Below are 13,194 nucleotides of genomic sequence, written 5' to 3'. Positions count from 1 at the left end.
CCCGCGTCCGTCGAACACGGAAGCCCGGCCCGGACACCGTCCGGGCCGGGCTCCGGGCCGAGCCCCCTGTCGGATGCGAACCGACGACCTACGCGTCACGAGCTGTCCGGGCTCCTTCCGCGGCGGTCCGGGGACGCCCGGCAACGCGTTCCGCGGTTCGCCCCGAGCCCGACGACGCGGCCCCGAGCCTCACGACGCGGCAGTACAACCAAAAGGGGAGGTCAGCGGTCTCACGCGTGTCCGGCACCCGCCTGCCGGCCGCTCTGTCAGCGACAGGCGTGGTCGTACGACTGCCTGTCCGCGCCCTCCCCAGGAGTCCCATGCGCCTCAAGCAGGTCTCGCTCGCGGCGGCGATATCCGTCGTCGCAGGTCTGACCACCGCCACCGTCGGCCTCACCGGTCCTGCCGCCTGGGCCGACGGCGGCACCACGGCCGCGCTGCCGCTGTCGCACTACGCCCACATGGCGGTCGACGGCGCTCACCAACACCTCTTCTTCAGCCAGGGCTCCGGCACGACCGGCATCGTGGTGACCGACCTGTCCGGCAACCCCGTCACCACCATCGACGGCGAGCAGGGCGCCGACGGCCTCGCGCTGTCCGCCGACGGCAAGACGCTGTACGCGGCCCTCACTGACGGCGACGCGATCGCCGCCATCGACACGGCGACACTCACCGAGACCGGCCGCGTCGACACCGGCACCGGCAGCGCTCCGGTCTCCGTCGCCACGGCAGGCGGCAAGCTCTGGTACGGCTACACGGCCGACGACGGCAAGGGCACCGTCGGCTCGATGGACCCCTCCGCCGCCGACCCCGCGCCGACCCCGCAGCCCGTCATGCCGCACTGGTCGGCCGCCCCTCTTCTCAGCACGGGCGGCGGGGTGCTCGCGGTGCAGGACGCCCGGTCCTCCATGACCCACGTCGCCACCTACGACGTCTCCTCCGGGACCCCCTCCCCCAAGGTCGACATGGGCGTCAGCGGCGCCGCGTCGGGCCCCGTCCAGGTCACCGCGGACGGTACGAGACTGCTCGTTCCGCAGTCGACCGCCGTGTACGTGTACAGCACGGCGGACCTCAGCTCCGTCAAGCCCTACGTGTACTACACCGGCGGCGCCAACTCCTCCCCGAACTCCGTCGCGATCGACTCCGACGGCACGATCGCCCTCGGCAGCACCGCGGGCTCGGGCGCGGGCGCCTACGTCTACGCGGCCGACCAGATCGCCGAGAACCACTTCGCCTTCCCGGCCGGCACCGTCGCCGCCGACGGCCTCACCTGGGGCGCCGACGGCCGCACGCTCTACGCCGTCACCCAGGACAACGGGTCCTACGCCCTCGACGTCCTCGGCGACGCCAAGCTCACGGACACCGAGCTCTCCCTCGGCGCCCCGTCGCCGTACGCGATCCCCGCCCAGCGGTTCACGGTGAACGGAACGGTGGGCGGCCACGGCTTCGTCCCGGCCGGCGCCACGCTGAAGGTCACCCGCGACGGCACCGAACTGCCCGACGCCACGATCGGCGCGGACGGCTCCTTCGGCATCACCGACACCCGCCAGGACGAGGGCGGGTACACCTACGAGGTGTCCTACGCGGGCGACGCGACGCACCGGCCGGCGACCACCTCGCTGAAGGTGTGGGTGTCCAGGATCGGAACCACCGTCCCGTACCCGGAGTTCAGCTCGGCGACGCCGCACAAGGTGGCCTTCACCAGCACGGTCATGACCGACCTGAGCCGCGGCCCCTTCGCCCAGGGCGCCGCCGTCCAGGTGACCCGGGTGAACGAGGACACCCACGAGTCGACGCGGCTCCCCGCGGCCCCGCTCGACCCGGCCACCGGTCGGTTCACGGTCACGGACGACCCGGGGACGGCCGGATGGTTCACCTACCGCCTGTCGTTCGAGGGAGACACCACGCATCAGCCGGGTGCGAACGAGCTGAGCACCACCATCTCTCCCTACGCCCCGGTCCTCACGCTGAAGGCCCCCGCGACCGCCACGCGCGGCGCCGCGCTGAGCTTCGGCGCCCGGCTGGGCGACGGCCCGTACGGCAGTGGCAAGACGGTCACCGTGACCCGCACGGACGCGGGGCACACCACGACGCCCGTGACGTGGACGGCCCCCGTGGCCGCCGACGGCACGATCACCGTCAAGGACACCCCCTCCATCGGCGGCGCCAACACCTACACGGTCGGCTACGCGGGCGACACCAGCCACCGGGCGGCCACCGCCTCCGCGACCGTCCAGGTCTCGCGCGCCACGACGAGCCTGTCCGTGGCCGCCAACGCCTCGACCTACGCGTACGGCGCGACGGCCACCGTCACCGCCCACCTGGGCACCACGTACAACGGCCGTACGGTCTCGCTCTACGCCACGCCCTCCGGCGGCAAGAAGACGCTGGTCAAGACGGGCACCGTGGACAGCAAGGGCAACCTGACGGCCACGTACAAGCTCGTCGGCAACACGACGTTCACCGCGTCCTACGCGGGCGACCACCGCTACGCCCCGGCCACGGCCACCCGCGCCGTGAGCGGCCAGGCGAAGGTCGCGCAGACCCTGAGCGGCTACTACACGACCACCACGTACAGCGGCACCACCTACCGCGTCTACCACCACACGGTGCGACCGACGGTGACCACGACCGTGTCGCCGAACAAGTCCGGCCAGTGCGTGCACTTCCAGGTCCAGCAGTACTACAGCGGTGCCTGGCACACGCTCAGCACCTCGGGCTGCTTCACGCTCGGCTCCAAGAGCTCCGTGGCGGCACGGCTGAGCCTCTCCCACGCGGTCAACCAGAAATTCCGGGTGCGCTCGGAATACGTCCACAGCTCGAAGGACACCACCAACGTGAGCACGTGGGGCGGCTGGCAGTACCTGACGGTCAGGACCTGAGCACCTGGGCCCACAGGGTCTGGACCGGCTGCCCGGCAAGCTGTCCGGGCGCGGCCCGCTCCCGCGCCCGCCGCCGCATCCGCTGAACGCGAAAGCCCGGCCCGGACACCGTCCGGGCCGGGCTTTCCGCCGAGCCCCCTGTCGGATGCGAACCGACGACCTACGCATTACAAGCTGTCCGGGCTTGTTCCGTGGCGGTCCGGAGACATCCGACAACGGGCTCGCGTTGCAGGTCAGACGCCGTGCCAGACGTCTACGGACGAGCGCGTACCGCACCGGATTGAGCAGCAATCGAGACTAGGACTGAGACTGCAAGTACCAGCATGCGGCCTGACTTCCGCGGACGAGTACCCTGGCGAGGGCGGCGTCAGCGGGGCGAAGGGTACTCAGCTCCGCCTGAGCCGACGCTCATTGTGCGCAATTGCCCAGGCCATCCGTGCCGTTCCTTCGCCGTGGCGGTCACCGAGGTCCCGGTAGACGGTGGCGGCCTGAGTATGGGCCTCGATGGCCTCCTCGAACCGCCGCACTCCATACAAGGCGCCACCGAGGTTGTTCAGCGCCTGGCCTTCGCCGTGGCGGTCACCGAGCTCCCGGTAGACGGTGGCGGCCTGAGTATGGGCCTCGATGGCCTCCTCGAACCGCCGCACCTCCCGCAAGGGGAGGCCGAGGTTGTTCAGCGCCGCGCCTTCGCGGTGGCGGTCGCCGAGCTCCCGGTAGACGGTGGCGGCCTGAGTATGGGCCTCGATGGCCTCCTCGAACCGCCGCACTCCCTGCAGGGCGTTGCCGAGGTTGTTCAGCGCCGCGCCTTCGCCGTGGCGGTCACCGAACTCCCGGCAGATAGCCAGGGCGGTGGTGGTGAGGGTGATCGAGTCGTCGAAGTAGCGGCGGTAGTCGAGGTATCGGACGAGGGTGAAGGCGAGAGAAGTGGCGGTGGAGGGGTGGCCGAGGGCTGGTGCGGCGGTGGCGGTGGCGGTCAGGTTGGCGTGTTCGGTGTCCAGCCATTGCAGGGCGGCAGCGCGGTCCGGGAAGTGGGGGGCGCGGGGGCCGGAAAGGGTGTCCAGGTGGGTGTCAGCGGCTTGGGTGGTCTCTTGGTAGTGGGTGAACAGGCGAGTACGGGCGCTGTCGCGTTGGTCGGTGGTGGCGTGGGTGTGACCGTGCTCGTCGGCGTACAGGCGGACCAGGTCGTGCATCCGCCAGCGGCCCCAGGCCAGAGCCGGTTCGATCAGGTGGGCTTCGGCGAGGTACTGCAGGAGTTCCTCGGCCTGGTCGGGGCTGGTCGGGGCAAGGTGGACGGTGGCATCGGTGGACAGGTCGGGGCCTGGGTTGAGGGGCAGCAGACGAAACAGCCGGGCCTGGTCGGGGGTGAGGTGCTGATAGGACAGGTCGAAGGCGGCGCGCACCGCGCGGTCGGGGCGGGCGAGCTTGTCCAGCCGGGTGTGTTCGGCCTGCAGCGCTGCGGCCAGGGACGCGGCGGGCCGGGTGGGGGCGGCGGCCAGGACTGCGGCAGCGATGCGCAGCGCGAGTGGCAGGCCTGCGCACAGCCGGGCGATCGTGGCAGCCGCTTCGGCATCGTCGGTGAAGCGGGTGTCATGGTGGCCGCGGGCGTGGCGCAGTGCCTGGTCGAGCACGGCGATGGAGGCGGTTCCGTCGAGGGTGTCGAGGTCGTGAAGGCGGGCGTCGAGGCCATCGAGGGTGTGGCGGGAGGTGACCAGGGCGGCGGTGGTGCCGTCGGTGGGCAGCAGCGGGGCGGCCTGGCCGGTGGTGGAGGCGTTGTCGATCACCACGAGGATGCGCCGGTTCTCGTTGGCGTAGGCGGCCAGCACGCTGCGGTACAGCCGCTGTCGGTCCTCCAGACCGCCCGGGATGTGCTCGCCGGGAATGGCCAGGGCACGCAGCAGTCCTTCCAGGGCCCTCTCCGGGGAGAGGCAGCGTTCGGGGTCGTAGCCGGCGAGGTCGGTGAACAGCACCCCGCCGGGAAACCAGTCCGACTGTTTCAGGGCCTGGGCGGCGGTCTGGACGGCGAGCTCGGTCTTACCGATGCCGGCCAGTCCCGACACCGCGCTCACCAACACCGTGCGCTGCCCGCCCGCCCCGTCAGTGACGGGGGCCAGTTCCTCCAGCAGTTGCTCGACGTGCGTGTCCCGGCCGGTGAAGGCAGAGGCTGGGGCGGGCAGCCCGGACAGCGCCGCCGTGATGGTCGGCGGCAGTTGCACGGTGATGTCCCGGCCCTGGATGACCGCGTGGAAGGAGATCCCGCCGGTGATCGTGTTGCTGGTCGCGCCGCCCGTGCGGTCGTCGCTCACGCTGGTCACCGCGTGGAGTCGGATGTGCTGTCGCCCGGAGCGCCGAGGGAGGGCGGGGGCGGGGTGGTGAAGGTCAGGTTGGAGAAGTCCCGGCCCTGGAGGACTGGCCCGTTCTGGGTACCGCCGCTGATGGTGTTCGTCACCGCCCCGTCCCCGGTGCGCACCAGTTTGGCCTGCTCCTGCCAGGCCGTGAGATGGGTACGGAAGTCCTCATCCACCGCGGCCCGCACCGCCAGCGCCGTGCTCAGCGCCTGCGCCCGGCCCTGATCGCCCGAATCTGTGGCAAGACGCATCAGTTCCGCCTCCCCGGAGCTGACCGCCGGGGCCTGCCCGCCGTCACCCCGGCCAAACGGGCGCCGCACCAGCGCACTCAGCCCCGCCCAAGCCTGCCGGCCGACCTCCCCACCAGCCCCACCAGCCAGCGCCACCAGCAGCCCCACCGATACCGGATCCATCCCCCACCATCCTCGCCTTGCGCAATCAGACACTTGCACTCAGCGACGAACAGAAGAGGCAGACGGTTCCCACCCACACAGTCGAGGCCAGAACTGAGACTGGGGACCGCCGCGCGGCCCGCGCCTGCGCCCGCCGCCGCATCCGATAAAAGCAAAAGCCCAGCTCAGAAACCGTCTGAGCTGGGCTCACAAGGGAGCCCCCTGTCGGATTCGAACCGACGACCTACGCATTACAAGTGCGTTGCTCTGGCCATCTGAGCTAAGGAGGCCTGCCGCGAGCGCAAGGCGTGCGTGCCCGTGCAGTGTACCCACGTCCCAGCGGGGACCCGTCGAGAGTTTCCGCGAACTTCACTGGCGCCCGGGTGCTGACAGAACACATGAACGCCAGGTAGCGTCCTGACCCAGTTCACTCACATGGACTACACCACTATGGGCGTTTCATAGTGGATCACCACCTTTACAACGGATCGTCCGGCACGTTCCTGCCGGTGAAGGGGGCCCATCACCATGGCCACTGTCTCGTTCGACAAGGCGACCCGGATCTACCCGGGTTCCGAGAAGCCCGCCGTCGACGCCCTCGAGATCGACATCGCGGACGGCGAGTTCCTCGTCCTCGTCGGTCCCTCCGGCTGCGGCAAGTCCACCTCGCTCCGCATGCTCGCGGGGCTCGAGGACGTGAACGGCGGCGCCATCCGCATCGGCGACCGCGACGTCACGCACCTGCCGCCCAAGGACCGGGACATCGCGATGGTGTTCCAGAACTACGCGCTGTACCCGCACATGACCGTCGCCGACAACATGGGCTTCGCGCTCAAGATCGCCGGCGTCAACAAGGCCGAGATCCGCCAGAAGGTCGAGGACGCGGCGAAGATCCTCGACCTCACCGAGTACCTCGGCCGCAAGCCGAAGGCCCTCTCCGGCGGTCAGCGCCAGCGCGTCGCCATGGGCCGCGCCATCGTGCGCGAGCCCCAGGTCTTCCTCATGGACGAGCCGCTGTCGAACCTGGACGCCAAGCTCCGTGTCTCGACGCGTACGCAGATCGCCTCGCTCCAGCGCCGCCTCGGCATCACCACGGTGTACGTCACCCACGACCAGGTCGAGGCCATGACCATGGGCGACCGCGTGGCCGTGCTCAAGGACGGTCTGCTCCAGCAGGTCGACTCACCGCGCAACATGTACGACCGCCCGGCCAACCTCTTCGTCGCCGGCTTCATCGGCTCCCCCGCCATGAACCTGATCGAGGTCCCGATCACCGACGGCGGCGTGAAGTTCGGCAACAGCGTCGTCCCGGTCAACCGCGAGGCCCTCACGGCCGCCGCCGACAAGGGCGACCGCACGGTCACCGTCGGCGTGCGCCCCGAGCACTTCGACGTCGTCGAGCACAACGGCGAGGCCGCGAAGTCGCTGTCCAAGGACACCGAGGACGCTCCGGCGGGCCTGGCCGTCTCCGTGAACGTCGTCGAGGAGCTCGGCGCCGACGGTTACGTCTACGGCTCCGTCAAGGTCGGCGACGAGCACAAGGACCTCGTCGTCCGCGTCAGCGGCCGTGCCGTCCCGGACAAGGGCGCCACGCTGCACGTCGTGCCGCGTCCGGGCGAGATCCACGTGTTCTCCACCTCGACGGGCGAGCGCCTGTCCGACTGACGTCCGCGTCATCCGGGCGGGAGCGCATCCCCCCGTAAGGGGTTAATTCACCCAGGTTGACGAAGAGGGCCCCGCGGTAAGCCGCGGGGCCCTCTTCGCTGTCGACAAATACCCCGGCAGACCGGTCATTTCGATCCCCGTACGATCCCCGCGCGTCAACACGCCACCCTGAAAAGCCTGTTCACCCGTCCCTCGAACCGGTGACTAAATGTCGCCAAATCATCACCCCGCGCTACCCTCACTCGCGTGAAGCACTCCACCACTAACCAGCGGCCCCGGCGCGGCCGTGGCCCGGCCCGCCAGATCGGCCGCACCCTCGCCCTCGTTCTGCCTGTCGTCCTGGTGCTCTCCGGGACCCTCGCGGTCACCCAAGTCAACTGGTCGGGGAACCCCTCGAGCTCGGTGCTCACCGCGTCCTCCGAGGAGGTCTCGACGCGGGCCGTCTCCCGCGCCCCGCAGGACGTCCTGCGCGACAAGCTGCTCCTGGAGCTGCAGGAGAAGAACCCGGGCGTGGCCCTCACCCACCTCCAGCAGGCCGTGAACGGCCGCCCGTCGCTCGCGAAGCACTGCGCCTCCATCGCCCGCTCCCTGGGCCGCGCCGCGGTCCGCGCGTACGGGCCGACGCGCGCCCAGTCCTTCGCCCGGCCCGTCTGCGACACGGCGTTCGCCTCGGGGGTCGCGGCCAGCCACCTCTGAGGCCACCGCGCCCGGGTCCGTACCCGGGCCGCGCCCCGGCGCCCCTCGGAGACCACGGCTCTCCGAGGGGCACGGCCCTTCACGGCCGCCCACCGCTCTCCGGCGACAGCCGGCCGAGGGGCGGTCGCCGCAGGAAACCCGCGCGCGGAGAGCGCCACGTACAGTTCGGACATGACCGATCCGAACGCCGCGTCGCGCCCCGTCCAAGCCGTCGTCCTGGCCGGCGGCCAGGGTTCCCGGCTGCGCCCCTACACCGACGACCGGCCCAAGCCGATGGTCGAGATCCCCGGCACCGGGACACCGATCATCGGCCATCAGCTGACCTGGCTCGCCGAAGAGGGCGTGACCGACGTCGTCGTCTCCTGCGGCCACCTCGCCGACGTCCTGCAGAAGTGGCTCGACTCGGCCGATCTCCCGCTGAACGTCACGACGGTCGTCGAGACGGAGCCCCTCGGCCGCGGCGGCGGCCTCAAGTACGCCGCCGCGCACCTGCCGCACCCCGACCTGCCCTGGTACGCGACGAACGGTGACATCTGGACCCGTTTCTCGCTGCGCGACATGGCGGACTTCCACACCGAGCGCGACGCGGTCGCCACGCTCGCCCTGGCCCGTCCGCGCATCCCGTGGGGCGCCGTCAAGACGGACGGCTTCGGTCACATCACGGACTTCATCGAGGCCCCGCCCTCCACGTTCGAGATCAACGCGGGCGTCTACGTCTTCTCGCCCGAGTTCACCGACATGCTCCCCGAGCGCGGTGACCACGAGCGCACCACGTTCCCGCGCCTGGCCCGCGAACGCCGCCTGTCCGGTTTCCCGATCCCGCAGGGTGCCTACTGGCGTGCCATTGACACCGCCAAGGACCTCACGGAGGCGGCGAAGGAGCTCGCGGCCCTGGGCCGCTAGGACTCCTCCGGACCGATCCGCCGCTCCTCCTCCGGCCCGATCCGCCGAACAGGCCCTGGAGGCCGCCCTCACGGCCTCACGAGGGCGCCCACGCGCGACGCCATGACGGTGGGGCCCCGCAACTCCTGTTGCGGGGCCCCACCGTCATGGCGTCCGGCCGAGGGGGCCGTCCGCGCGTGGGCGCTGTCTCAGCCCAGCAGGCCGCCCACCAGGCCCGGCTGGCCGGTCGACGAACTCCCGCCGGAGGTCCCGCTCCCGGTGCCCGTGCCGCCGGTTCCGCTCGTGCCCCCGCTGCCGCCGCTGCCGCTGCCGCCGGTCGACGTGCCGCCGCTGCCGGAGGGGCCCGCGGAGGTGCTCGGGGCCCGGCCAACCGGCGCGGACTGCTGCGGCGGGGCCTGACCGCTGTCCTGGGGCCGGCTGGGCTGCTGCTGCCCGCTGCCGGACGGCCCGCCGGCCTCCTGGGTCGCGCCCGGCGTACCGGCCGTGTGCGACGGGGTCGCGGAGCTGCTGTGAGTGGGCGGGACCGAGGCCGAGGGGGTGGCCTTCCGGTGCCGCTCGCCGGGCGTCTCCGGGAGCGGGGAGCCGGGCAGCTCGTTGCGCGGGGCCTCGCCCGGACCGGGGACGACGATCCGGCTGGAGTCGCGGACGGCGCCGCCGAGGAGCGAACCGATCAGCAGGGTCAGCCCGATGACGACGGCCGTGAGCAGAGCACCGCGCCGCAGCACACGGGCGCGCAGGTCCCAGATGTCGGCGCGCGGCCCGAGGGTCCGCCAGGCCTCGCTGGAGAGCCGTCCGTCGGCGGAGTACACCGGGGCACCCGCGATGACCAGCGGGGACCAGGCGGCGAGGATGATGATGTCGGGCGCGGCGTAGACCGGCACCGTCTTCCAGCTGACGGTGACGATGAGCGCCGCCGACAGCATCGCCCCGACGGCGGCCGCCACCCGCTGCCACAGCCCGAGGACGGTCAGGACGCCGACGATGACCTGGAAGAAGGCGATGACGAGTCCGGAGCCGATGGGGTGGTGGAGCGCGAACTGCCGCAGCGGCTCGGCGACTTCCCAGGGGTGCAGCGTGTTGAGCCACTTCACCATGGAGCCGCGCTTGCCGCCGTCGAAGTAGACGGGGTCGCAGAGCTTGCCCATGCCTGCGTAGACGGAGATGAAGCCGAGGAAGACGCGCAGCGGGAGCAGGACGACGCCGAGGTTCATCCGGCGCCCTGGGTGATAGGCGTGCCGGACCGAGTCGGAGCCGCGCCGCCTGACGGGGGCGGCCCCCGCCGTCTCGTCGAAACGGTCGTCCTCGTAGCCGTCGTCGTCCCCGAAGTCGCCGTCCGGGTAGGCGTGTTCGCCGTAGGGCGGCTCGCCGTACCGCGGTTCGTCGTAGGCGCTGCCCACGCCGCGCATCTGCGGCAGCAGCCGTTGCTCTTCGCCGAGGGGTGCGCGCTGGCTGCCGACGAGGGGCGTCTCGACCGTGTCGACGGCCGGACCGCCCGCGTAGCCGGGCTGTCCGCCGATCCGCGGGATGACCTGGGTCGAACCGGCGTCGCCGGCCGGCCTGGTGGGGTCATGGGCCACGCCCGCGCTCCGTGCGGCCTGGAGCAGGCGGTGGGCGCCGGTGTCGTCCGGCGCGGACTTCCCGCTCCAGACGACGGGCGCGCGGCGGCGGGCCCCGCCGGCCCCGCCCGCTCGGACCGGCGCGCCGGCGCCGGGGGAGCCCGGGTGCCGCGCGATGCGCGGGGACTGGCCCCGTGACGCACCCGCCAACTGGACGCGGAAGCTGGCATGGTTGACGATGACCTGCGCCGGATCGCTCGGCACCTTCACCATGCTCAGCGCGGGAGCGTCGTCGAATCCCGACGAGCGGTCCCCCGTGGGTGTGCGGGGTGTTCTGGTGTCCACACTCATCTAACCGAGTGACGTGTGGTTAGGACACTGCTTTGACCGCGCCCAACTGTCCGGACCCCGTCAAGATCGTCACCGGCACCCCGATCACACCACGAGGGCGACCGCCCTGACGCCCGTTCAGGCGCGTCGGCGCGCCGCCTCGTACAGCACGACTCCCGCCGCCACACCGGCGTTCAGCGACTCGGCGCCACCGGGCATCGGGATCCGCACCCGGAAGTCGCAGGTCTCGCCGACGAGCCGGGACAGGCCCTTGCCCTCGCTGCCGACGACGATGACGACGGGACCGCCCAGGGCCTCCAGTTCACCGACCTCGGTCTCACCGTCGGCGGCCAGACCGACCACCACGAGGCCGGCCTTCTTGTACGCCTCCAGGGCGCGCGTCAGGTTGGCGGCGCGCGCGACGGGCGTACGGGCGGCGGCACCGGCCGACGTCTTCCAGGCACCGGCGGTCATGCCGGCCGCGCGCCGCTCGGGCACGACGACGCCGTGGCCGCCGAAGGCGGAGGCGGAACGGACGACCGCTCCGAGGTTGCGCGGGTCGGTCACCCCGTCGAGGGCGACGATCAGCGGGTCCTCGCCCTCGTCGTACGCGGCGGCGGCGAGGTCCTCGGGGTGCGCGTACTCGTACGGCGGGACCTGGAGGACGAGACCCTGGTGGTTGAGCCCGTTGGTCATGCGGTCGAGCTCGGGGCGCGGGGCCTCCATCAGGTGGATGCCGCCGCGGTCCGCGACGAGCTGGAGCGCCTCGCGGACCCGCTCGTCGTTGTCGATGAACTGCTGGACGTAGAGCGTCGTCGCGGGGACGCCCTCGCGCAGCGCCTCGACGACGGGGTTGCGGCCGACGACCATCTCGGACGTGCCCTTGCCGCCGCGGCCGCGGGGCGCGGGACGGCGGACGGCCTGCTTCGCCTTGGCGTTGGCGACGCGGTTCTTCTTGTGGCCCTTGCGCATCTCGGCGGGCGGGGTCGGGCCCTTGCCCTCCAGGCCCCGGCGCCGCTGGCCGCCACTGCCGACCTGCGCGCCCTTCTTGCCGGACATGCGGCGGTTGTTAGCAGCCATGACCTACCTGTCTGTGAGACGTGCGTGCGTACGTATATGAAGTGTGCCGCCCGGAGGTCCGGGCGGCACAATCGATCAAGGCCGACCGGGGTCGGCCGGAATCGCCGGAGCGGGTGCTCAGCGCGGTCCGAGCGTCCAGCGCGGCCCCTGCGGGCTGTCCTCGATGACCAGGCCGGACTGGTTGAGCTGGTCGCGGATGGCGTCCGCGGCGGCCCAGTCCTTACGGGCGCGGGCGGCCTCGCGCTGGTCGAGGACCAGGTGGACGAGGGTGTCGACGACGCCGTGCAGATCGTCTCCGCGGTCGCCCTCCTCGGCCCACTGCGGGTCGAGCGGGTCGAGTCCGAGGACGCCGAGCATGGCCCGTACCTCGGCGAGGCGCGCCACGGCGGCTTCCTTGTCGTCGGCGGCCAGGGCGGAGTTCCCCTGGCGGACCGTCGTGTGCACGATGGCCAGCGCCTGCGGCACGCCCAGGTCGTCGTCCATCGCCTCGGCGAACGCGGGCGGCACCTCGGCGGCGGGCTCGACGACGCCCGCCTTCTCCACCACCCGCTGCACGAAGCCCTCGATGCGCGCGAACGCCGACTCGGCGTCGCGCAGGGCCTCCTTGCTGTACTCGATCATGGAGCGGTAGTGCGGGGTGCCGAGGTAGTAGCGCAGCACGATCGGGCGCCAGTCCTTGACCATCTTGGAGACGAGGACCGAGTTCCCGAGGGACTTCGACATCTTCTCGCCCTTGAGCGTGACCCAGGCGTTGTGCACCCAGTACGTCGCGAACTCGTCCCCGAAGGCCTTGGCCTGCGCGATCTCGTTCTCGTGGTGCGGGAAGATCAGGTCGAGCCCGCCGCCGTGGATGTCGAAGGCGCTGCCCAGGTACTTGTGGGCCATCGCGGAGCACTCCAGGTGCCAGCCCGGACGGCCGCGGCCCCAGGGCGTCTCCCAGCTCGGCTCGCCCGGCTTCACGGCCTTCCACATCGCGAAGTCGCGCGGGTCGCGCTTGCCCGTCTCCCCCTCGCCGGACGGCTGGAGCAGGTTGTCGAGCTCCTGGTTGGAGAGCTGAAGGTAGCCGTCGAACGACCGCACGTCGAAGTAGACGTTCCCGTCGGCCGCGTACGCGTGGCCGCGCTCGATGAGGCCGCGCATCATCTCGATCATCTCGGGGATGTGACCGGTGGCCCGGGGCTCGTACGTGGGCGGCAGGCAGCCGAGCACGTCGTAGCCGTCGTTGAAGGCGCGCTCGTTCTCGTAGCCGATGGACCACCAGGGGCGGCCCTCGGTGGCCGACTTGTTGATGATCTTGTCGTCGATGTCCGTGACGTTCCTGATGAACGTCACGTCGTAGCCGCGG

General features: G+C 71.6%; 9 protein-coding genes and 1 tRNA gene. 4 read left to right on the top strand and 6 right to left on the bottom strand.

Annotated elements, in window-relative coordinates; translation table 11 throughout:
* Positions 1-320 precede the first annotated feature (320 nt).
* Positions 321-2,882, top strand: coding sequence for a beta-propeller fold lactonase family protein (locus CW362_RS32725; RefSeq protein ID WP_103553233.1), 2,562 nt, complete (start codon positions 321-323; stop codon positions 2,880-2,882).
* Between the two features lie 386 nt (positions 2,883-3,268).
* Here CW362_RS32725 and CW362_RS32720 read toward each other — a convergent pair whose 3' ends face one another.
* From CW362_RS32720 to CW362_RS32710, 3 genes are all read right to left on the bottom strand, one after another.
* Positions 3,269-5,185 (bottom strand): tetratricopeptide repeat protein, encoded by a 1,917-nt coding sequence (locus tag CW362_RS32720; protein WP_103553250.1) that lies wholly within the window; start codon positions 5,183-5,185, stop codon positions 3,269-3,271.
* 5 nt (positions 5,186-5,190) lie between these two features.
* Positions 5,191-5,640: a hypothetical protein gene (locus CW362_RS32715; protein ID WP_103553232.1), complete on the bottom strand. Its 450-nt coding sequence runs from the start codon at positions 5,638-5,640 to the stop codon at positions 5,191-5,193.
* A gap of 195 nt (positions 5,641-5,835) precedes the next feature.
* A tRNA-Thr gene (locus CW362_RS32710) sits at positions 5,836-5,909 on the bottom strand.
* Positions 5,910-6,147: 238 nt separating this feature from the next.
* Here CW362_RS32710 and CW362_RS32705 point away from each other — a divergent pair.
* From CW362_RS32705 to CW362_RS32695, 3 genes are all read left to right on the top strand, one after another.
* On the top strand, positions 6,148-7,284 hold the full coding sequence (locus CW362_RS32705; RefSeq protein WP_103553231.1) for an ABC transporter ATP-binding protein: 1,137 nt from the start codon (positions 6,148-6,150) through the stop codon (positions 7,282-7,284).
* Between the two features lie 246 nt (positions 7,285-7,530).
* Complete coding sequence (locus CW362_RS32700) at positions 7,531-7,980, top strand: hypothetical protein (RefSeq protein ID WP_103553230.1); 450 nt, start codon at positions 7,531-7,533, stop codon at positions 7,978-7,980.
* A gap of 171 nt (positions 7,981-8,151) precedes the next feature.
* Positions 8,152-8,883 (top strand): nucleotidyltransferase family protein, encoded by a 732-nt coding sequence (locus CW362_RS32695; RefSeq protein WP_103553229.1) that lies wholly within the window; start codon positions 8,152-8,154, stop codon positions 8,881-8,883.
* A gap of 188 nt (positions 8,884-9,071) precedes the next feature.
* Here CW362_RS32695 and CW362_RS32690 read toward each other — a convergent pair whose 3' ends face one another.
* From CW362_RS32690 to cysS, 3 genes are all read right to left on the bottom strand, one after another.
* Positions 9,072-10,790, bottom strand: coding sequence for a DoxX family protein (locus CW362_RS32690; RefSeq protein ID WP_240658149.1), 1,719 nt, complete (start codon positions 10,788-10,790; stop codon positions 9,072-9,074).
* A gap of 117 nt (positions 10,791-10,907) precedes the next feature.
* Positions 10,908-11,849 (bottom strand): 23S rRNA (guanosine(2251)-2'-O)-methyltransferase RlmB, encoded by a 942-nt coding sequence (gene rlmB, locus CW362_RS32685; RefSeq protein ID WP_103553227.1) that lies wholly within the window; start codon positions 11,847-11,849, stop codon positions 10,908-10,910.
* Between the two features lie 117 nt (positions 11,850-11,966).
* On the bottom strand, positions 11,967-13,194 hold a 1,228-nt coding region (cysS, locus tag CW362_RS32680; protein ID WP_103553226.1), incomplete at its 5' end, for a cysteine--tRNA ligase.

Source organism: Streptomyces populi (genome assembly GCF_002911015.1).
GTDB lineage: Bacteria > Actinomycetota > Actinomycetes > Streptomycetales > Streptomycetaceae > Streptomyces > Streptomyces populi.
This window is presented reverse-complemented; position numbering and strand designations above follow the sequence as displayed.

Bases quoted from the DNA above. Each gene is read 5' to 3' on its own strand.
- rlmB (WP_103553227.1), bottom strand. From the start codon at position 11,849: ATGGCTGCTAACAACCGCCGCATGTCCGGCAAGAAGGGCGCGCAGGTC.
- CW362_RS32695 (WP_103553229.1), top strand. From the start codon at position 8,152: ATGACCGATCCGAACGCCGCGTCGCGCCCCGTCCAAGCCGTCGTCCTG.
- CW362_RS32705 (WP_103553231.1), top strand. From the start codon at position 6,148: ATGGCCACTGTCTCGTTCGACAAGGCGACCCGGATCTACCCGGGTTCC.
- CW362_RS32715 (WP_103553232.1), bottom strand. From the start codon at position 5,640: ATGGATCCGGTATCGGTGGGGCTGCTGGTGGCGCTGGCTGGTGGGGCT.
- CW362_RS32725 (WP_103553233.1), top strand. From the start codon at position 321: ATGCGCCTCAAGCAGGTCTCGCTCGCGGCGGCGATATCCGTCGTCGCA.
- CW362_RS32690 (WP_240658149.1), bottom strand. From the start codon at position 10,790: ATGAGTGTGGACACCAGAACACCCCGCACACCCACGGGGGACCGCTCG.